Origin of the sequence: Laceyella tengchongensis (assembly GCF_900182735.1) — a bacterium.
In the GTDB taxonomy this organism is placed as follows: Bacteria; Bacillota; Bacilli; order Thermoactinomycetales; family Thermoactinomycetaceae; genus Laceyella; species Laceyella tengchongensis.
The window spans coordinates 357,999-376,702 of record NZ_FXTU01000001.1; the positions used below are offsets into that span (position 1 = coordinate 357,999).

General features: G+C 50.4%; 23 protein-coding genes. 12 read left to right on the plus strand and 11 right to left on the minus strand.

Annotated features, from left to right (window positions below; all coding sequences use genetic code 11):
• Positions 1 to 76: 76 nt before the first annotated feature.
• A complete protein-coding gene (locus QQZ12_RS01715) occupies positions 77 to 697 on the minus strand; it encodes an NAD(P)-dependent oxidoreductase (RefSeq protein WP_102991731.1) in 621 nt (206 codons plus the stop codon).
• Positions 694 to 1,464: a sporulation protein gene (locus QQZ12_RS01720; protein ID WP_102991732.1), complete on the minus strand. Its 771-nt coding sequence runs from the start codon at positions 1,462 to 1,464 to the stop codon at positions 694 to 696. Before QQZ12_RS01720 ends, QQZ12_RS01715 begins: the two co-directional genes overlap by 4 nt.
• Positions 1,465 to 1,833: 369 nt before the next feature.
• Here QQZ12_RS01720 and QQZ12_RS01725 point away from each other — a divergent pair, with 369 nt between their 5' ends.
• The 5 genes from QQZ12_RS01725 (at position 1,834) to QQZ12_RS01745 (ending at position 4,903) form a co-directional block, all read left to right on the plus strand.
• On the plus strand, positions 1,834 to 2,550 hold the full coding sequence (locus QQZ12_RS01725; protein WP_431606285.1) for a GntR family transcriptional regulator: 717 nt from the start codon (positions 1,834 to 1,836) through the stop codon (positions 2,548 to 2,550).
• On the plus strand, positions 2,547 to 3,170 hold the full coding sequence (locus tag QQZ12_RS01730; protein WP_102991734.1) for a sterol desaturase family protein: 624 nt from the start codon (positions 2,547 to 2,549) through the stop codon (positions 3,168 to 3,170). Before QQZ12_RS01725 ends, QQZ12_RS01730 begins: the two co-directional genes overlap by 4 nt.
• Positions 3,171 to 3,683, plus strand: coding sequence for a D-arabinono-1,4-lactone oxidase (locus tag QQZ12_RS01735; protein WP_102991735.1), 513 nt, complete (start codon positions 3,171 to 3,173; stop codon positions 3,681 to 3,683). It begins immediately after the preceding gene.
• Between the two features lie 23 nt (positions 3,684 to 3,706).
• Positions 3,707 to 4,351 (plus strand): lysoplasmalogenase, encoded by a 645-nt coding sequence (locus QQZ12_RS01740; protein ID WP_284723865.1) that lies wholly within the window; start codon positions 3,707 to 3,709, stop codon positions 4,349 to 4,351.
• Between the two features lie 126 nt (positions 4,352 to 4,477).
• Positions 4,478 to 4,903 (plus strand): hypothetical protein, encoded by a 426-nt coding sequence (locus QQZ12_RS01745; RefSeq protein ID WP_123827406.1) that lies wholly within the window; start codon positions 4,478 to 4,480, stop codon positions 4,901 to 4,903.
• A 198-nt stretch (positions 4,904 to 5,101) separates the two neighbouring features.
• On the opposite strand, the gene QQZ12_RS01750 is transcribed toward QQZ12_RS01745, so the two are convergent.
• Entirely contained in the window at positions 5,102 to 5,842 is a 741-nt protein-coding gene (locus QQZ12_RS01750) for an aminotransferase-like domain-containing protein (RefSeq protein ID WP_154987900.1), read from the minus strand.
• 340 nt (positions 5,843 to 6,182) lie between these two features.
• On the opposite strand from QQZ12_RS01750, the gene QQZ12_RS01755 reads away from it, so the two are divergent.
• Entirely contained in the window at positions 6,183 to 7,484 is a 1,302-nt protein-coding gene (locus QQZ12_RS01755) for a homoserine dehydrogenase (protein ID WP_284723866.1), read from the plus strand.
• Between the two features lie 255 nt (positions 7,485 to 7,739).
• Here QQZ12_RS01755 and QQZ12_RS01760 read toward each other — a convergent pair whose 3' ends face one another.
• From QQZ12_RS01760 to QQZ12_RS01785, 6 genes are all read right to left on the minus strand, one after another.
• Positions 7,740 to 8,192: a carboxymuconolactone decarboxylase family protein gene (locus QQZ12_RS01760; protein WP_102991741.1), complete on the minus strand. Its 453-nt coding sequence runs from the start codon at positions 8,190 to 8,192 to the stop codon at positions 7,740 to 7,742.
• Between the two features lie 94 nt (positions 8,193 to 8,286).
• Entirely contained in the window at positions 8,287 to 9,018 is a 732-nt protein-coding gene (locus QQZ12_RS01765) for a sigma factor-like helix-turn-helix DNA-binding protein (RefSeq protein WP_284723867.1), read from the minus strand.
• A complete protein-coding gene (locus tag QQZ12_RS01770) occupies positions 9,015 to 9,185 on the minus strand; it encodes a sigma factor (protein WP_284723868.1) in 171 nt (56 codons plus the stop codon). The genes QQZ12_RS01765 and QQZ12_RS01770 overlap by 4 nt, the downstream gene beginning before the upstream one ends.
• Before the next feature lie 286 nt (positions 9,186 to 9,471).
• Positions 9,472 to 9,708 (minus strand): hypothetical protein, encoded by a 237-nt coding sequence (locus QQZ12_RS01775; RefSeq protein ID WP_123827407.1) that lies wholly within the window; start codon positions 9,706 to 9,708, stop codon positions 9,472 to 9,474.
• Positions 9,709 to 10,169: 461 nt separating this feature from the next.
• On the minus strand, positions 10,170 to 10,631 hold the full coding sequence (locus QQZ12_RS01780) for a hypothetical protein (protein ID WP_102991744.1): 462 nt from the start codon (positions 10,629 to 10,631) through the stop codon (positions 10,170 to 10,172).
• Positions 10,632 to 10,898: 267 nt separating this feature from the next.
• A complete protein-coding gene (locus tag QQZ12_RS01785; RefSeq protein ID WP_154988110.1) occupies positions 10,899 to 11,528 on the minus strand; it encodes a competence protein CoiA family protein in 630 nt (209 codons plus the stop codon).
• A 389-nt stretch (positions 11,529 to 11,917) separates the two neighbouring features.
• Between QQZ12_RS01785 and QQZ12_RS01790 the strand changes: the two genes are divergently transcribed.
• On the plus strand, positions 11,918 to 12,379 hold the full coding sequence (locus tag QQZ12_RS01790) for a hypothetical protein (RefSeq protein ID WP_102991746.1): 462 nt from the start codon (positions 11,918 to 11,920) through the stop codon (positions 12,377 to 12,379).
• A gap of 665 nt (positions 12,380 to 13,044) precedes the next feature.
• Positions 13,045 to 13,236, plus strand: coding sequence for a hypothetical protein (locus QQZ12_RS01795; RefSeq protein ID WP_123827408.1), 192 nt, complete (start codon positions 13,045 to 13,047; stop codon positions 13,234 to 13,236).
• Positions 13,237 to 13,301: 65 nt separating this feature from the next.
• Here the strand turns inward: QQZ12_RS01795 and QQZ12_RS01800 are convergent, their stop codons facing one another.
• Together QQZ12_RS01800 and QQZ12_RS01805 are read right to left on the minus strand one after the other, a co-directional pair.
• On the minus strand, positions 13,302 to 13,655 hold the full coding sequence (locus QQZ12_RS01800) for a helix-turn-helix domain-containing protein (RefSeq protein WP_102991748.1): 354 nt from the start codon (positions 13,653 to 13,655) through the stop codon (positions 13,302 to 13,304).
• Positions 13,656 to 13,657: 2 nt separating this feature from the next.
• Positions 13,658 to 14,164, minus strand: a complete 507-nt coding sequence (locus QQZ12_RS01805; RefSeq protein WP_284723869.1) for a hypothetical protein — start codon at positions 14,162 to 14,164, stop codon at positions 13,658 to 13,660.
• 118 nt (positions 14,165 to 14,282) lie between these two features.
• On the opposite strand from QQZ12_RS01805, the gene QQZ12_RS01810 reads away from it, so the two are divergent.
• From QQZ12_RS01810 to QQZ12_RS01825, 4 genes are all read left to right on the plus strand, one after another.
• Positions 14,283 to 14,507 (plus strand): hypothetical protein, encoded by a 225-nt coding sequence (locus QQZ12_RS01810; RefSeq protein WP_102991750.1) that lies wholly within the window; start codon positions 14,283 to 14,285, stop codon positions 14,505 to 14,507.
• Between the two features lie 199 nt (positions 14,508 to 14,706).
• Complete coding sequence (sbnA, locus tag QQZ12_RS01815) at positions 14,707 to 15,693, plus strand: 2,3-diaminopropionate biosynthesis protein SbnA (RefSeq protein WP_102991751.1); 987 nt, start codon at positions 14,707 to 14,709, stop codon at positions 15,691 to 15,693.
• A 27-nt stretch (positions 15,694 to 15,720) separates the two neighbouring features.
• A complete protein-coding gene (gene sbnB / locus QQZ12_RS01820; protein ID WP_102991752.1) occupies positions 15,721 to 16,740 on the plus strand; it encodes a 2,3-diaminopropionate biosynthesis protein SbnB in 1,020 nt (339 codons plus the stop codon).
• A gap of 126 nt (positions 16,741 to 16,866) precedes the next feature.
• Complete coding sequence (locus QQZ12_RS01825; protein WP_102991753.1) at positions 16,867 to 18,702, plus strand: IucA/IucC family protein; 1,836 nt, start codon at positions 16,867 to 16,869, stop codon at positions 18,700 to 18,702.
• Positions 18,703 to 18,704: the final 2 nt, after the last annotated feature.

Below are 18,704 nucleotides of genomic sequence, written 5' to 3' on the forward strand. Positions count from 1 at the left end.
CCGCCACTGGGCATGCAGGTACCTGAGGCGGGTTGAGGCGTATCTGGCAAGTTGTCGATGGTTTTGGAGCTGTCTGCTAGTAAGCGATGCCTACTCGGGCTTGGACGTAGGTGAGATCGTTGATTTGACTATAGACGAAGGCGCCGGTGTCAGCAAAGGAAATCCAAGTGCCGTTTTCAGGCAAATAATCGCGTTGCGCCCGAACAGGTGCTGGCGAGGGCCCTTCTTTCAAAGCGGTTGGGCACACGATCGTCCATGACAACGCTGTTTGGCAAAGGAGTTGATAGGCGCGGTGATGTTCCTCGGCGGCGGTGGTGATGCGGCGCCTGGATTCGGATGATTGGTAACGCAACAGGGCGGGGGCGACTCGGCTTTGCAGAATGCCGGCCGTTCCCACTGTGATAATCCGTTTGATGCGTTCCTGTTCCATTGCCGGCACGAGCGCGCGTACACTATCGGTCAGGGTGGTTGTCCCGTCTGTGCCAAGGGCGCTGATGACCACCTCTACCCCAGTGACGGCTCGGCTGATGTCTTCCGGACGCCGTGCATCCCCATGCAGGAGGGTCAGGTTTGGGTGTGAGCAAGGGATGCGATCCGGATTGCGTACAAGTACGGTGACATGATGTCCGTCTTGCAAGGCGAGGCGGAGCACATGCCCACCTACCCGCCCGGTGGCGCCCAATAGTAACAAGTTCATGGCAGCAGTCCTCTCATTGGTTGATTGTCAAGGCGTTGGGTCAGTATCTGTTGCACCTTGTCCATCGGGTCTGTCAACGTTTGATGATTGTCTACGTAAACGGCCTGGTGGGTGCCTTGATACTGCCATTCCATAGTGGTCATGTACGACTGCGTCGAACGAATGAGTTCAATGTTCATGACCAGGTGTGTTTCATTCATATGAAAGTTCACCTTCAGCGCATCCAAATAACCATGGTATTTGCCGGTTGGTCGGAATTCGTATATTTGAGCGAAGGGTTGCGCTTTAAGGGTTGGGTCGTATTCATTATAGATGCGATACAGAATAAATTGGGCATCTTCGATCTGTTTTAGCAATTTCTGAACTAGCGGGTGGGGAAACACTTCAATTTTATCTGTGTCGCTAGGATCGATGGCGTGTTTGATATCCAGTCCCGTTTTCAAGTAGATGGGATAGCTTCCCGTCGACAGCGGGGTCGACAGTGGCAGTCTGATTTGGAATGGAATTTCTCTTTTCTCGTTTGGTTCGATGACAAACGGCTGAGCGAGTTGGTACTTTTCCAAGGTATGGGATGTTTTTTTGCCGTTTTTTAGATACTGAATGACGAGATAGAGATAGATATGATCGATTTGTTGGGGAACATTGCCCCCTTTGATCACGATTTTCCCCTTTACTTCTCCTCCGGCGCTGGCTTGGCTATCCGCCAATTGCGTATCAACCGTTGCGGCACCGATTCCCAAACTGGCAAGCGGACGATATAAGACCATAGTTACTCCCCCATTCTCTGTTTCATATCGTAGAAGGCTTAAAGCAACGCCTTTCGCATGTGCGGAGAAGCGGCGCGTCCGGGCCTTGTCGCTTGCTTGCCAGCCCGATGAAAGGGTGAAGCCGCTCCCGTGTTCGCTTTTTGTTTCTTCATCATCTATTTACCCGTTTGTGAACAATTTTCTACATATATATAAAAGGAGTTCTGGTTCTCCATTTTTCAGTTGCACAGGGATAGTTTACCATAAGGGTTGATGAAAGAAGGAGATACAAATATTATGTGATTTATATAGATAATAATTAGAATATTAAATAAAATAGTAGTAATACCGCAAGTGCATACTGGTAAGACCATGATGGGAGGCAGGAGCGTGCAGGAACTGGTAAAACAGATTGATCAGCCCCAACGTTCGTCGGACCGGGTGGAGAGGCAACTGATCAAAGCGATTTTGGAGGCGGAGTATCCAGCTGGTAGCCCATTGCCGTCGGAACGGGAACTGGCGAGTCGCCTTGGTGTGGGACGACCCATCGTCAGGGAAGTGATTCAGCGCTTGGAGCGGGATGGATGGTTGGCAGTGCGCAAAGGGCAACCCGCTATCGTAAAGGATTTCTGGCAACACGGGACACTCAATACGCTTGTCAACATTGTACGCAATAGTGAGAAAATAACGGGTGAAGTCATCACCCACTTGCTGGAATTGCGGATCTCCCTGACTCCGGCATATGTTAGGGATGCAGTGGCGAATCAGCGCCCCAAAGTGGTTGCGCTCTTGTCCACACTGGAGCAGTTGGAAGATCGTGCGGATGCATTTGCGGCGTTTGATTGGCATTTGCAGAAGAGCATGGCCAATCTGTCGCCCAATCCCATTTATGTGCTGATTTTGAACAGCTTCGAGCAGGTATACCTGAAGATGGCTCGCCTTTATTTTGCCGAGTCAGCGCGCCGGGAGGCATCGCGGCGTTATTATCATGATTTGTTGGAGGCGGCTTTGGCGCAAGAGGCGACGTCTGCGGAACAGCTGGCACGCGCAATGATGACTCAAAGCTTAGAGGAATGGCAAAACGCCATAGCGGGGGAGAGACGATGAATGCGAAGACAGTGAAAGAGTTTTGGCTGTTTCCCGATATTTTGCTGATGGGTGTGCTCTTTGTGAGCGGCTTGGTCGTGACAGCGCCGCAGTTGACTTCGGTTAAAGGGTGGGTACCATTGGGGATTGGGATGCTCACTTATGCGGCGAGCGAATATTTTATTCACCGCTTTCTTTTCCATCTGCCGCCCCCCAAACATCCAGTATTGTTGAAATGGCTCAAACGGCTTCATTATGACCATCATGCGGACCCTCATAAGCTGGATTTGTTGTTTTTGCCCGCTTGGTACAGCTTGCCGTTGATCGCGGTGGCCGCGGGGACGGTCTATTTGATCACATCCAGTCTGTCGTGGACGGTGTCTTATGTGACAGGCGTGATCGGTTTTCTGCTTTATTATGAATGGTGCCATTATGTCGCTCACCGCCCCATCATCCCGCTCACTCCCTGGGGGCGTTGGATGAAAAAACTCCACTTGCGCCATCACTTCAAAAATGAGCATTACTGGTATGGGGTCACCAGCCCGGCGTTTGACTTGCTGTTGGGAACGTTTAAAAGCGAAAAGGAAGTGGGGCGAAGCGATACCGTTCGTGATCTGGAACAACATGCGCGGCAAGAGTAGGTGCAATCAGCATCTGCGTATGAATCGTACCATACGCTGTTTGCCGATGTACCTAAGCCTTTTGCGTTTCTTGACATGGATCGGCTTGATGCCAATATTGAAGCCGTGCTTAGACATAGCGGCCATAAACAGATCCGCATCGCTAGCAAGGCGGTTCGCTCGGTTGAGATCTTGCGCTATATTACGGAGAAAAGTAATCGCTTTCAAGGGGTGATGTGTTATACCTTGGCCGAAGCGCGGTTCTTGGCGGAGCAGGGGTTTATTGATCTGTTAGTCGCATACCCCACCTGTGATCGGAAGGAAATCGCCCAAGCGGTTTCATGGTTAAAGAAAGGGGTACCGATCACATTGATGGTGGACTCCATCGCGCATATTCGGCTCATCGCCGATGTTGCGGTAGCTGAGGCCGCAAGCTATCCCAAGTGGGCCGATTTCTTAAGGGTTCGGGCGGAGCTGGACCCGCACGGGGTATTCTTGAATGATTATTTGCGTACTTTATTTGGCTTGCGTTGAAAAAGAAGAGGAGGAAAAAGGCGATGCCGTACAGTTGGTTGGGGGTTATCATGCTGTCCAGCTTGGCGTATCTAGCGGTGTTGGCCAAGCGGTACCAGACGGGGAAATATGTGCTCAAGCCCGGTACAATGGGGCTAATCATCGCCATGGCGGTGGCCGGTTTGGATGGGGGTGATCGGGCTGATTGGCTAATCCTGATCGGCTTATGTTGCTCCTTGATCGGGGATATCTGCCTGATGTTGCCGAAGGAGCGTTTTTTGGAGGGATTGGGTGCATTTTTCTTGGCGCATCTTTGTTATGTGGCCGCGTTTTCCACGGTGGGAGGTGATACGCCAATGCCGAGAGGGTTGTTGGCTGCATTGGTGTGCGTAGGCGTAGGGTATATGTTGGTGTTGCGCGCGGGCGTCGTCCGGGAGGGAGGAAACCGCCTGATGGTGGCGGTCGGTTGCTACATCGCCGTGATCACTTGGATGTTGGTGATGGCGGTGCAGACCCGTTCCCCTCTCCTCATCGCCGGTGCCGGCGCATTCTATTGGTCGGATGCAGTATTGGCGTGGAACCGGTTTGTGCGTCCGTTCCCATGGGCGGAACTGGTGCTGATGGCGCTGTATTTTTTGGCGCAGGCGCTGCTGGCGTTAGCCGTATGGGGAGGTCTGCAAATGACTTGATGGGGAATATATATCTTTTGTTCCGTTTATTTACAAATATGAAATAATTAATAATTGTGGCGAAACACTTTTGTTTTAATATACAATTAACAAGAAGGACTATTTTCATTGAAAGGAATGGTTTTCATGGTGAAAAAAGGGAAAGGCTGCACTTACGCATTGGTTACGGCGATGCTCTTGTCCGGGTTTGCATTTCCGTCCGTAGCCGGAGCGGCCGTAACCGGCCATGTATACTGGTCCGGTGCCGGCGTATTGTATCCGGGCGAGTCGATCCATTCCGGAAAAGTGTTTTTGCCAAAAGGAACCAAAGTACTCGAGATCACGCAAATCGCTTCCGGGCGGGATGGGGAAGATCCTTGGCAAGGTTCCTATGAGATTAAGCTGCTGAACCGCCGAGGCCAAGTAGTTGATTCCTGTCTGGGGGACAACTACAACTTCCAAACCACGGGAGAGTGTTATTTGGAAGGCGCGAAAACAGGCATCCATGAGGTGCAAATCACCAATCTGTCGTCACCGGAGATGAATGTCCTCTCTGCTAAGCTTCGTGACTAAATAGGGCGTGAACACGGCTCAGTTTCCCGGATTTGGGCGGGCCATCCAAACGCACCTTTTCAGTGCCTCGCTAGAAGTTGCACACGCATACCCATAGAAAGAGGGGTAGGTCATTGGCCTACCCCTTTTGCGCTTGTCCGCACAAGCCCCAGAGCCGTTGGGCATATTTCTATCTCTTGTGATCCACCGCTTTTTTGATCACAGCGATCCCCTTGTCGATCTCCTCCTCGGACAGCCCGCCGAATCCCAACACGATTTGATGGCGGTGCCGGCCTTTTTGTAAGGCGTAATGTTCCACGGATTCGGCAAGCCGGGGAACTCCGCCACCAAATGCATCCCCGCTTTGCGCCCCAAGATGTTGACTTGGGGGAAGTGGTGGGTGAGCGCTTTGATCAAATGATTGCGCTTTTTGTGATACACCTTTTTCATGTTGCGTATGTGGCGGTCCAAATGCCCTTCTTGGATAAAACGGGACAAAATCATTTGATCCATCAAAGGAGAGTGGCGATCCAAATACCATTTGTGCTTGCGGAACTGGGATACGAGCGGTGGCGGCAGGATCAGATAGCCGATCCGGATCGCAGGGGATAGGATTTTGCTAAATGTGCCAACATAGATCACTCGTTCCGGGGCCATGCCCTGCAAAGAAGGAACCGGAGTTCCTTCAAAACAAAACTCGCTGTCATAATCATCTTCGACAATATAGGAGTCATGAAGGCGGGCGTATTCAATTAGCTTCACCCGCCGTTGAATGGACAACGTGCCACCCATGGGAAATTGGTGCGAAGGGATGACGAAAATCAGCGGGACGGATTGACCATGCTGGTTCAACAGAGCGATTGCGCGTTGCCGTTGTTTGACACGACAACTATCCATGCCGAGGCCATAGCCGAACAAGCAGTGGGACAAACAGCCCATGTCGGCTAGGAGAGCAAGCATGTAAGTTCTTTCGATTATCGCCTTTTGATGAGGATTAAAGGCAAAGGACTACTTATCAGGGACGCCGAATACAAAAAACCACCTTTTCCTGAGCGGAAGGGTGGGTTTTTGCGATGGGCTAAGGTACCCCGCATGCAAGGGGCCAACCGCTTGATCGGCGAGCTGGATTGGGCGAGGAGTGAGCTTTATGAAACATTTACAAAACAATTTGATTTTTAGGTATTGTCATAGACACCCGACTCCGTTATACTATTCGCATCCAGTAAACATTTGTCCATTGTATAGAGACATTCGGTTTGGGTAGTTTATCATTCTTCCACTTTGACAGAGGAGGTTCAAGATGCAACGGACATCAGTCAATGTCGGCTTGTTGGGTTTTGGAACAGTAGGGACAGGCGTGGTGCGGATTATTTCAGCCCATCAGGAAGATTTGGTCAAACAAACGGGAATGGGTGTGAACATCCATAAGATCCTCGTTCGCGATCGGGACAAGCCGCGGAGCGTTCCCGGCATGGAGCATCTTGTTACCGATCGGGCGGAAGAGATTTTGCAAGATCCCGCCATTGATGTGGTGATTGAGGTGATGGGGGGCATCCATCCGGCCAAAGAATACATCTGTGCCGCGTTAGAGCGGGGCAAACATGTCGTCACGGCAAATAAAGATCTGATGGCGCTTTATGGAGCGGAGATTTTAACTTTGGCCAAAGAGCGGGGGAGTGACGTTTTTTATGAAGCCAGTGTGGCTGGAGGCGTGCCGATTCTGCGGGCGCTGGAAGAAAGTTTCTCCTCTGACCGCATCACCAAAATCATGGGGATTGTCAATGGCACTACCAACTACATTTTGAGCAAGATGAGCCAAGATGGGGCCTCCTATGAGGAAGTGCTGAAGGAGGCGCAGGCTCTGGGATTTGCGGAGGCTGACCCCTCTTCCGATGTTGACGGGATCGATGCTGCGCGCAAAATGACCATTTTGTCCACACTGGGGTTCCGGGTACCGGTGGCGCTGGAAGAAGTGGTTGTGAAAGGAATCCGCGGAGTAACTCAAGATGATATCGCGTTTGGGAAAAAGCTAGGCTATGAAATTAAGCTGATGGGACTCGCCCAGCGCGACGATGACAAGATCGAGGTGAGTGTCGAGCCGACGATGGTTCATCACTCCCATCCCCTGGCTTCTGTCAACGGGGTGTTTAATGCCGTGTATGTGTATGGCGAAGCAGTAGGCGAAACGATGTTTTACGGACCAGGTGCGGGCGAATTGCCCACGGCTACTTCGGTCGTATCAGATTTAGTGATGGTGGTTAAAAATATGAAGCTACATGTCAATGGGCAGGGGATGGTTGCTCCATACAAAGAAAAACGGATGAAAGAAGAAACGGAAAAGCTGTCCAAGTACTTTTTGCGCATGGTGGTGACGGATCAGCGCGGGGTGCTGGCTCGTATCACCCAGTTATTTGCTGACAATAACATCTCTCTCGGCCAAGTGATCCAACAGCCGCTTCCAGAAAGCGAAGAAGCGGAGATTGTGTTGGTGACGCATGAGATTACCAAACATGATTTGCGGCAGGTTTTGCTGGCGTTGGCGGACATGGATGTGACGAAAGAGATTAAGAGTTGGTACCGGGTGGAGGGCGGCGACGAATAACCCTTAGCGTAAGAATGGGATTTAGAAACGCTTGAAGATCGTGATACATTTGGTTCGCAATACAAGCCTTGGAGGTGTGCAAGGAGCAGCTCGGCCGTGTCCAGCGTATCTTTTGTTTCGGGACAAGAGGGGATAGTGAGGTCATACATCATACGTCTAATTATCAAACTACTAAGCAGGTCTGCCGTGGCATGGGATCGAGGCGGTGTGCAGAAGAAAGCGAGATGGGGTGTGGTACCCCATCCCGCTCTTTTTTTACCAATCTCGATCACATCCGGGAAACATGCCGGTAGAGATGGCGATGCGATTCCAGCTGTTGATGGTGTTAATCACCATGATGAGTGTTACGAACTGCGTCTCGTCGTAGTGGACTCGAACTTGATCATACAGATCATCAGGTACTCCAGCCTCGGAGATGTGCGTGACCGCTTCTGCCAAGGCCAGTGCCGCCTGTTCTGCTTCTGTGTACACGGGGGCCTCGCGCCATACCGGGAGCAGATCAATGCGCTCTTCCTCCACCCCCAATTTGCGCAAGTCCTTGGCATGCATGGCCACACAATACGCGCAGCCGTTCAATTGCGAAACGCGGAGCTTGATGAGTTCAATTAATGTTTTATCGAGTCCTGAGCTATTGATGAACTTCTCTAACTGAAACATCGTCGCCAACGCACCGGGGTTGGCTTGGCGGTAATTCATTCGCGTTTTCATCGTATCTCCTCCGTTTGTCCTTGGATTGGGTAATGCATAGTAATAGACAATGGACAACGGGGAAATGTGACATTGCGGCGGCAATTATTTTTGTTCATTCCCGGGGCGGTTTCGCGGGATGGCTGAGGTGCTGCAATTTATCGGGATTGTTGACGAGAAAGATGTGCGTCGCTTGCGTCCTGTTCTCATGCGGGGCGAAGGTGATAGCCATGCTGACAGCCTGTTGTCCATTTTTAATCAACAACAGCCCGGGTTGCCCATTCAGGGTCACTTGGTATAGAACGCCATGGAAAGCCCCTTTTCTGGTGATGCCTTCCAAGAAGGCACGGATGCGTTCGCGGCCGATGATCGGTTGAATGGCGGCGCGGACTTTTCCGCCACCATCAGACAACAAGACGGCATGTTCGGTCAACAAGTCGATAAAACGGTCAAACTTTCCGGTATGAACCGCTTGCTGAAATGCTTGCGCCAGTGCCTCGGCCTGAGCCGATTTGCAAGAGGGGAGGCCGGAGGACGTTTGCAATTTGGTTTTAGCGCGGCTGTATATTTTGCGGCAATTGTCTTCTGATTTGCCCAAGACACGGGCGATTTCGGCATGAGTATAACCAAGCGCTTCCCGTAACACGAACACGGCTCGTTCTACGGGCGAGAGTCGCTCCATCATCACCAGCAAGCCGTAGGCCATGGTTTCCTGCTGGATCACTTCCGTCGCTGGGTCTGCGTGGTCGCCTGTGCTTTGCAGGGGTTCAGGTAACCATGGCCCTACATAGGTCTCCCTTTTTTGGCGCGCGGATGTTAAGAAGTTCAAACAGCGGTTGGTGATCAACTTGATGAGATAAGCCTGCGATGGCGGATCAGTCCGACATCGTTGCGCTGGATGTTCACAAACACATCATGAACCAAATCTTCGGCGTCCGCGAGCGTGCCGACCATCCGGTAAGCGACTGAGATCAGCAAGGGTTTGTAAGTTTCATAAAGCGTTTCATATTCCATGTTGGGTTGCCACTTCCTTTGATCATGAACGTGTTCCAATCTCATCATATGCAATGGATGCGGGTGAATCGGACGAGGACTGTGAATGTTTCCGGAACATGTGGGTTCGGTAGGGCATCGGCCTGAATATAGAGTAAATGGTTGATTCACCCAGAGCGGAATAGGAAAGTGCCACATATATTTTTCATGACAAGAACACAAAAACAAAAGTGAGGGATAAAACATGGATTTGTTGGATTTCTATCCAGATATGCTTCATGACGAAGAGATGGGCGAATGGGAAGAGTTAGAAGCGATGTTGGAAGAGGAAGCAAACATTGATCAATACCAAAACTGGTTCTGCCGCCAAAATCCCTGGCATCCGTCTTGCCGCCGTGACCGTCGTCGCTTCTGTCGTGAAAACCCTTGGCATCCGTCCTGCCGCCGCGATCGTCGTGACAGTCGTCGCTTCTGTCGTGAAAACCCCTGGCATCCGTCTTGCCGCCGCGACCGCCGCCGCTTCTGCCGTGAAAATCCTTGGCACCCGTCTTGCCGCTGGAGATAAATGATCCGCGCTGGAGTGCCGATTTCATCATCCCTGTGCCGACTGCTAGGGGGTTGCGGCGGTCAAAATGAGTTCATCGCGACTCCCGGTTCCCTTTGCCGATGCTGGTTTTTAGGCCGACCAGGGCACTACAATCAGAACGCCGATTTGGCTGAGTTCTTCGATTAGTGCAGAGTCTTCCATCCAACTTATAAACACGGATTTGCATGCCATCCCCCATCCTTTAACGTAGTGCGACCAGAGCGCATAATAGCAGGCTTTGCCCATGTCAGGCTTTTTATGCGAAATCGGTGCAGATCGTTGAAAAGCATCAGCAGAAAAGAAGTTAATCCGCGGCAAAGCAAGCGCCCAATGTAGCCGCGGGCATAATAAAACCCTTAAAAGCAAGGGAGTGAATGCTTTTAAGGGTTTTTGTTTCTGCTGTTTCAGTGTAGCGGAACTTAATGGGCGAGCACACCGTCAAAGCCCAAGTTGTGCGCGACAACCTTCACTTTGTAGTTGCCTTTCACTTTTTCGTAATAGTGGACATACCGCTCCTTCCCGGTGTTGGGAATGTCAGTCACATCATGTCTGAATTCGTACGCCAGCTTACCGGTTTTGTCATAAAACTGAACAGCGATATATTTGCCGCCTGGCTGTTGTGGAAGGTCAGGGTTGTCAATCAAATAAAGTGTGCCGTCAATCCGGCTGTCTGGATTGCCAGTAAAACGGAGAAGCTTGCCACCAGCAATCCAGACCGATTCGTAATAAGCACTTACTTCTACTTGATTAAGGGCTTGCGTTTGCCGTTCGTTGCTTGTTTTGCTTGCGGATGCCAAGACAGTATCAGTGTGACACATGCCAACAGAGAAAATGATGGCTGCCGCTGTTGTGATTGCAAATGATTTCATTTTTCTATTCATGAAAATCTCCCCATTCGTTATGGCATGAAGCCATGTTTTTTTAACGATGCATTGGTTCGTTTGCTGATTTCTTCCATGCAAGCCCTCCCAACCGTGTTATGCGCACGACAACGATTGCCCATTGGGAAAGGATGTTTTATTTGCTGATGACTTGTGAAATCGCTCGTTGGGTTCACCTGTTTTTGCTACATCACCTCCTTCACCAGAATTGATCAAAATAATGAGCTGATGACACGGCACTCCTCTAACTGAAAGGCAAAGTCGTGTTTAGTGGTGGCTAGACAATGAAGGATAGGGTGGAGCAAAATCAAATAGGTTCAATTGGGTTGGAATGGATGTTGAAAAGTTCATATGTGGGTTGAGTGATGAAAGTAGGTAGGGATTAGATAAGACTTCTTCGGCGGAGACTTCCAGCCAAGAGGGATGTTTGATGTGCCGGGTTCTGGGCTTATCCCGGATTTCGATGTGCAAGATGGGATAACCGTGCTGATCAAGCAGGGAGAGATGGGAGTGGAGCGTCCGTTTGGGGTGGATGCGAATGCCGTGATTCAGTTTGATTTGATGGATCTCTTCCCGTGGGAGTTCGTAGCGTTTTTCGCAGAAGGGTTGCACTTCTACCGGATCACCGCTTCCCTTCATCCAACGGGTCAACACCAAATGGAGAACATGTTTGGCCAGGACGACTGACGAATGCTCCAGTTTGCACTTGATTTTGTTCGTGTGCGCGAAATAGGGGTTCTGCAATTTGCTTAAGCGCAGGCTCAATGCGTTTTTGCATTCGGGGCACCAGTGCAGGTTGCCGCGCACCGCTTCTTCGGGCGAGATGATTTGCCCATCGGGGGCCAGCGCACACGGGACGAGTCTATACCGTTTCCGATGTTTGGCTCGAATCGTCACTTCCCTTCCTCCTTTCAAATTTTATCATACTATTTGTAAATATTATACGCCTAACGTTGAGATGAATAAAAGGGGAAAGGCTGATTTCATTGCCATTGACTTACATGACGTTGCGAATCGCATGTTTGCTGGAGTTAAAACGTGCATTTTTATTTGAAATGTAAATTTGTTTGCTGCACAGACTTCCATTATTAGTGTCGGCATGCGCCTGGCTGATATGAAAGCGTTTGTCATGGGTGTCCCTTACTTTCGGATCTAAGCCCCGATCCAGATCGTGTCACAAACCAGAAATGAAATAAATTGGTAACAAATTAATGGAAAAAGATGGATGATATATTGGGATGATGAAGAACTTATCTGTATTAATGGAATTTGAGGTGAGTTGACCAATGTCATTGCAATTAGTGGAGAACAAACAAATGAATGGGTCGTCGAATGGGATTGACACAAGCAAAATGTATAAATTGGTCCCTGGAAACAATGGCCAAAGGCCGTTGACTTTTGAAAGAATGTCTGGCTGGGAGCAAGCGGTGTTGCTGAATTACGCGTCTGATCCGTTGGGGGGGACGCCCATCAGGCTTCATCGGTTTGATGATACCAGATATCGCATCCAAGCGCTAATGTTGGATAAGGAAGAGTCGGTGACTTGGGTCAGGGGATTGAAGCGTTGGTTGGTTCTTGACAGGGAACGGGAGTCAACGGTTTGGCATTTTGAGCAGAAAGGGGACAATCTGTACGTCATTTCAGGCTGTTTGGGATATTGGAATTGGCTCCAACCACCCCATTCGCACAGGAAATGGGTTCATCTGTCAACAGAGCCGTTGACGTGGCACTTGGTGCCGATCAGCTGAGCGAGCCAGCTATTTGGGACAGTGGTGCAACCAGGAACAATCGAAGAAAACAAAAGTAAAAGAACGGTCTTTGCGACGGTTCTTTTACTTTTGTTAGCTCATATGAAATGTTGCTCCCTTTAAGATCGGATGACGTTTCTTTTGTCGATGCTCCACTTTCAAGGGTGTATGTCAATCTTGTTATGAAAGGGCTAATGGAATATTGGACTGAGAAAACACAAGCATAAGGACGCACAAAAAACGAACTAGTGCAAAGTTGCATGTAGCACATACCTTCATTCTATTTTCCTAATTGTCACGTGATTTTGTCGTATGTTTCTAATTAAATCAAATGGGGGTGATTATTTGTCGCAGAAGTGGAAGCAACCAGAGAGGCCCATTTTTATTGAGATAAAGGGTTCAGACGTTTTCATGACTGATCGACGCTACATTATCAGAAAAGAGCAGGCACTAGAGATCATTCAGAAATTACTTGAGTTCTATGAGCTGGACGATGTAGACGAGATCATTAGTCAGCATAATTTAGTTCTAGATTTCTCATATGACGGATTCGATTTTAGTAACCGTTATAATCGGCACGGTTCGCTTGTTTACCACTACACGGAATTTGGCTTAGATCGAAAAGAAGAATGGTCATTTAAAAATGTGACTGGTGCAATAAAAAGGTGTCCAGTAAAGAAGAAGCCGGATATTATAGGTTCACTTCTTTTCCGGATATAGAAGCGACGATGATGGGGCGTACCTGCTCTGAGGATTGTGCCCGTCATCGGTGGGATGAATTGTTAACCGAATTTATCAAAGCAAAATACCCTAATGAACATGAATTGTTGTTAAAAAAGTTGGGGTTAAAGGATTGAATAGTAGAAGACAAAACGGCCCACATAAAGGCCGTTTTTTACATACAAAAAAAGTCGTATGCGCGCTATGCAAATGAGCCAGACCGGATATGAATTTCATTTTGGGCTGCATCCGGGCAATCTTCAAACTCGATCATTAGTTTTTTCATCCCCAAGGTACGTAAGATTTTTTCATACGTTTCCGCTTTGATACCAGGAGATGCTCCTTCTACTCTGGAGATGGTAGATTGCGGCATGGAATCACCTGTTACTATCTTCACCTGTTTGGCCAATTCTTCTTGTGTCCAGCCTAAGTCGATGCGGCGGGCTATGATTTGGTGGGCTATTAATACAGGGAAACTCTCCATGAACTCTTTCACGCCAGGTACTTCATCCAGTTCCCGCATCAGGTCTTCATGTTTCATGTCACTGACTTTCATGCTTATTCCCCCTTAATCCAATTGGTTTTAAATGACTCATATATTTGTAACGCTTCTGCGATCAGCTCCTCGAATCGCGCCGGTGACTTTTCTCGTTTAATCATGCCATTCACGAAATAAATGTGTTGGATAAGGCCTTGATAATGGGTGAAGAATATTAAGCGAAGACCATATCCCATTTGGATTTCCTGTCCTCGGTGCCGCCACTCATTGATTCTGAGTTCATAGAGTGGGTACGCATGGTTCAAGCGTTTGACTAAGGGATCCACTCGAACCGTCCAACCATTCTTTGTTGGGATCGTCCACTCATAGGAAAAGTTTTGGATGTTCCAATCGGGCACCCCGCGTAGTTCGATCGTGGATAGCGCATACCGGAAATGTCTGGCTAACCGAGCAAACAAGGGGTCTTCTTTCCCTAAATGGACGATGTCCCGAATCAGTTGAACGGTCGGCACCGAACCGTCTGGATGTTCGACGTAATGAAACTTGATCTGATACTCCTTATTCATAGTATACCTCACTTGCGCCATAATTAGTCATACAATTTATCGCATACATGCTATATTACAACTTCGATATGGTCGCTTGTTCTCCTACTTCACGCTTAACAACAAAAAAGAGCGGCTTATGCCGCAGATTGCGCAGACTTTTGTTCAGAAGGTCATCGGTTTTAACCAATATGGCGGTGGAGAGAACCGTCTTTACCAAGATGAAAATGAAAAATTCACCGTGGCGCTCCGCTCGCTCACTCAAATTCCGGGCTTGCTGGACTTGATGCGGCAGGTACGGAAAGATTTTGCGCAAGAGGTCTACCTCAATGTGAATGGGGTGGCCGAACTGATAGAGGAGTAAGCGCGGTATAACAACCGGCGTCCGATGCATATACGGGCGCCGGTCGTATGTATGGAAGCGGAGGAAAGCGGCGCCAACTGGGTTGTTGCCAGGAATATAAAATAATGCGATTAATTCTTACAAAATGGATTGACCTGATAATGATTATCATTTAGTATTGTTATTGAAAATCATTATCATCTCAGAAAGGGTGAGACACATGCCCGTCTCCATCCATAAACAGGATGAGAACAAGGCTCTCCCTTCGTCAATCATCGAGTGCGTGGGGAATACGCCGTTGGTTAGTTTGCGGCGGCTGTTTGCGGGAACCGGTGTGGAGGTATTTGCCAAACTGGAATACATGAATCCGGGAGGAAGTATGAAAGACCGTCCCGCCCGCTTCATGATTGAACAAGGGTTGCGCGACGGCACCATCACCGCCGATTCGCACATCATCGAAAGCAGTTCAGGCAATCTGGGCGTGGCGATTGCGATGGTGGCTCGCGTATACGGTTTGCCATTCACTTGTGTCGTCGATCCCAAAACGGCGCCAAGCAATCTCAAAATCTTAAGTCAGTTGGGCGCCAAGATCGAGATGGTGACAGAGGCTGATGATCAGGGCGGTTATCTCAAGACGCGAATCCGTCGCGTGCAAGAGTTGTTACATAGTATTCCGAATGCGGTATGGATGAATCAGTATGCCAATGAACGGAATTGGCAGGCCCATTATTATGGAACGGGAAGCGAGATGGCGGAACAGCTGCCCCAAGCGCCGGACTGCCTGATTGCGGCGGTGAGCACGAGCGGTAGCATCTTGGGGTGCGCTAGACGGCTGAGAGAAACGTATCCCCATGTCAAAGTGATCGCTGTGGACGCAGTTGGTTCAGTCATCTTCGGTACGCCGCCCAAGCGCCGCGAGCTACCGGGCATCGGCTCCAGCCGCGTTCCTGAGATACTGGTCAGGGAAGAAATTGACGACGTGATCCATGTCAATGACCGGGAGTCGGTCGAGGGGTGCCGGGACTTGTTGTACCATGAAGGCATTTTTGCAGGGGGATCTTCTGGCTCGGTGATCGCCGCGATTAAGAAGCTGATTCCCACTGTGCCCAAACCGTACCGCATCTGCACGATTTTGCCCGACCGGGGAGACCGGTATCTGGACATGGTGTACGACGAGGACTGGGTTGATCGTTTGCCAACCACTTAACCAATAAAACATAAGAGGTGTTTCAACATGACACATGCGCAACATCCTGAATTGCTGTATCTGTCCAAGAGAGACATTGTAGAGCTGGGCGGAGACCATTCCAATCTGTATGTAGAGGCGATTGAACGGGCTCTCACCCTGCATGCGGAAAAGAACTTCGTGCAACCGCTAAAGCCATATCTTCGCTCACAGGGTGCTGACGGGCATATCGCTGACCGTATCATCGCCATGCCGGCGCACATCGGAAATCCGGGTATCTCCGGGTTGAAGTGGGTTGGAAGCAAGCACGACAACCCCAAAAAACGCGGCTTGGAACGGGCCAGTGCGTTGGTGATCCTCAATGATCCCGAAACCAACTACCCCATCGCCGTGATGGAGGGAAGCCTGATTAGCGGGATGAGAACGGCGGCCGTGACAGTTGTTGCTTCTAAACATTTGGCCAAGCCAGGCTTTACCCATGTGACGAGCATTGGATGCGGCGTCATCGCAAAAATGCAATTGTTCTCGATGATCGAACAGTTCCCCCAAATCAAAACCATCCATCTTTATGATGTATTCCCAGAGGCCGCGGTTAAGTTGTCCGAGGCGATTCGGCAGAAAGCACCGCAAGTGGAAGTCGAATGTTGCGACACGGTGGAAGCGGCGGTCAAGCAAGGGGAAGTGGTGATCACTTGCACCGTGGCGGACAAGCCTTACATTCCGTTTGCTTGGATTCAAAAAGGGGCGTTTATCAGCAACGTCTCCATCATGGATGTGCATAAAGAAGTTTATTTGCAAGCGGACAAAGTGGTTGTGGACGATTGGGAGCAAAGCAACCGAGAGAAAAAAGTGATCAATCAGCTCGTGTTGGAAGGGCGCTTCTCTCGTGAACAGTTGCATGCAGAATTGGGTGAAATCGTGGTGGGGAGAAAACCCGGACGGGAGCGCGACGATGAGATCATCCTGCTCAATCCGATGGGGATGGCCATTGAGGATATCGCCTGCGCGGAACACATTTATCATGAGGCAGTCAAAAAGCAGATCGGTACCAAATTGAGCCTTTACTAGACGCTCATCAAAGAGAGATTTCTCGCCGTTTCCCCGGTTGACGAGTGGATTTGAACGCGACCGGGGACGTTTTTAGGATAGCAAACGAAATGACAACATGATTGGACGGGAAAGGACGTAGAGGCAATGAAGCTTTCAGATACCCCCCATGCTGCACGAAAAGCCGACGCCGAGAAACAAGTGTTAACCGACTTGGTGAATGCCCTGATCTATGAGGATTTCATGGGGATGAGGAGTCGAAGCGTGCTACTTCGCGATCCACAGGAAGTGCTGGATCAGGCTGGTATGACTTTAGCTGAAGCGGAGGGCTTGCTTGCGTTTCCGCTTCGAGATGGCCGAACCTTGCATTTTCGCGTAATTTCAGACAGCCGTTTTCAATCTTACCGTTTCAGCCGTCCCCCCATTCTGTTGGCGGGGCCGGAAGAAGGGGAAACCGGCGTTCGCTTGCTAGAAATGGATGAATACGTGCGGCTTTTGGCCGAGGAAGCGGAGGATGGCCCCTTCCCCAATCTGGCTGGATTTTGTGACGAATTGAAATTGGCAGTTGAGCAGACTATCCTTTCTTCACAAGCTTCAACGGCACTGGAGACTACTAGGGGAATCGTGAGCTTGCGGGAGTCTGAACGTTACGCTTCTTTGCGGGATCGCCCTTTCCACCCTACTTCCCGAGTGAAAAACGGGTGGGACAAAGATGATTATTCCCTGTATGGGTCGGAGTTTGGGCAGGTGTTCGGGTTGGACTGGGTCGCTGTTCGCAACGACCGGGTGCGCCGGGGGGATGGAGGGAAAGCCCCGCTTTACACCGAGCTGTTGACTGCGGACGAACAAGAGCGTTTGCTTCGTTCCCTCCAAGCGAAAGGGCTGTCCCCCGCGGACTATTGTTTGATGCCCGTCCACCCTTGGCAGATGAAGCATGTGCTTCCTAGCGTGTTTGAACAGGAGCTGGCGGAGCAGGTCATTATTCCAGTGGCGTCTGGGCTAGGGCAGTTTACGCCGAGTTCTTCGGTGCGTAGCTTGATCCCGCTACACAATCCGACTGTGCACGTCAAAGTACCGTTAGGTGTGTATGCGTTGGGTGCCATTCGGATCATGCCGCCACGCTATTTGGAAAACGGGGTGAAAGGGCAGAAAATGGTGGAGCGGCTTTGCGCGGGCGATGCGCAAGCAGCCCCTTCCGTGGCTGTCTGCGATGAGGAAAGCTGGGTGGCATACACCGCCCCCGGTGAAGATCCGTTCGCTGACAAGCCGGGTCATCTCGGCTGTTTGGTGCGGCGGTATCCGCAAACGATGTTGGAAGCGGATGTGGTTTGTCCGATGTCTGCACTCGCGGTGTTCACGAAGCGGGGAGAGGCTCCACTGATCGAGCATTTATTGCATCAACGGCAAGAGACGGACGGGCGAGCCTTGTTCCGTGACATCTGTCAAGCGTTCATCGGGCGCGCAGTGTGGTTTGCCAAGGTGGGCGTCCTGCCGGAGATGCACGGGCAAAATGTCGTTCTCCTGTTTGAACGGGGACAGCTTAAGCAACTGTTGTTGCGGGATCATGACACGGTACGCGTCTATCCCGAATGGATGGAGCGCGCCGGTCTGCCGCCCGTTCCATACACGGTGAAGCCCAATACGCGAAACACGCTGATCCTAGGTACAGCGGCCGACTTTGTATCCTATTTGCAGACGTTGGGCATCCAAGTAAATCTGGCGTCGATCTTGCAGGCATTTGCCGCGTGCGGATGGCTGTCCGAGGATGAAGGGTGGCTTGTGATCCGGCAGGAATTGGAGCGGGCCATCAAACAGGAAGCGCCGGCCGGGGTGATGGCGGAGATGGCTGAGGTGTTGTTGGAAGCCGAACATTGGCCGGTCAAGGAGATTATCGCTCCCCTGTTGCGCCGGGAGGGCTCCGGCGGCGGAAGCATGCCGTCAGGCCAAGGGAGCATTGCCAACCCATTGCGGTGGGAGGGTTGATG

Excerpts from the sequence above, each read along its gene's own strand:
- QQZ12_RS01810 (WP_102991750.1), top strand. The coding sequence starts at position 14,283 with ATGCCGCAGATTGCGCAGACTTTTGTTCAGAAGGTCATCGGTTTTAAC.
- QQZ12_RS01800 (WP_102991748.1), bottom strand. The coding sequence starts at position 13,655 with ATGAAAGTCAGTGACATGAAACATGAAGACCTGATGCGGGAACTGGAT.
- QQZ12_RS01755 (WP_284723866.1), top strand. The coding sequence starts at position 6,183 with ATGCAACGGACATCAGTCAATGTCGGCTTGTTGGGTTTTGGAACAGTA.
- QQZ12_RS01790 (WP_102991746.1), top strand. The coding sequence starts at position 11,918 with ATGTCATTGCAATTAGTGGAGAACAAACAAATGAATGGGTCGTCGAAT.
- QQZ12_RS01750 (WP_154987900.1), bottom strand. The coding sequence starts at position 5,842 with ATGCTTGCTCTCCTAGCCGACATGGGCTGTTTGTCCCACTGCTTGTTC.
- QQZ12_RS01730 (WP_102991734.1), top strand. The coding sequence starts at position 2,547 with ATGAATGCGAAGACAGTGAAAGAGTTTTGGCTGTTTCCCGATATTTTG.
- QQZ12_RS01760 (WP_102991741.1), bottom strand. The coding sequence starts at position 8,192 with ATGAAAACGCGAATGAATTACCGCCAAGCCAACCCCGGTGCGTTGGCG.
- QQZ12_RS01825 (WP_102991753.1), top strand. The coding sequence starts at position 16,867 with ATGAAGCTTTCAGATACCCCCCATGCTGCACGAAAAGCCGACGCCGAG.
- QQZ12_RS01715 (WP_102991731.1), bottom strand. The coding sequence starts at position 697 with ATGAACTTGTTACTATTGGGCGCCACCGGGCGGGTAGGTGGGCATGTG.
- sbnB (WP_102991752.1), top strand. The coding sequence starts at position 15,721 with ATGACACATGCGCAACATCCTGAATTGCTGTATCTGTCCAAGAGAGAC.
- QQZ12_RS01780 (WP_102991744.1), bottom strand. The coding sequence starts at position 10,631 with ATGAATAGAAAAATGAAATCATTTGCAATCACAACAGCGGCAGCCATC.
- QQZ12_RS01720 (WP_102991732.1), bottom strand. The coding sequence starts at position 1,464 with ATGGTCTTATATCGTCCGCTTGCCAGTTTGGGAATCGGTGCCGCAACG.
- QQZ12_RS01805 (WP_284723869.1), bottom strand. The coding sequence starts at position 14,164 with ATGAATAAGGAGTATCAGATCAAGTTTCATTACGTCGAACATCCAGAC.
- QQZ12_RS01740 (WP_284723865.1), top strand. The coding sequence starts at position 3,707 with ATGCCGTACAGTTGGTTGGGGGTTATCATGCTGTCCAGCTTGGCGTAT.
- QQZ12_RS01770 (WP_284723868.1), bottom strand. The coding sequence starts at position 9,185 with ATGGAATATGAAACGCTTTATGAAACTTACAAACCCTTGCTGATCTCA.
- sbnA (WP_102991751.1), top strand. The coding sequence starts at position 14,707 with ATGCCCGTCTCCATCCATAAACAGGATGAGAACAAGGCTCTCCCTTCG.
- QQZ12_RS01745 (WP_123827406.1), top strand. The coding sequence starts at position 4,478 with ATGGTGAAAAAAGGGAAAGGCTGCACTTACGCATTGGTTACGGCGATG.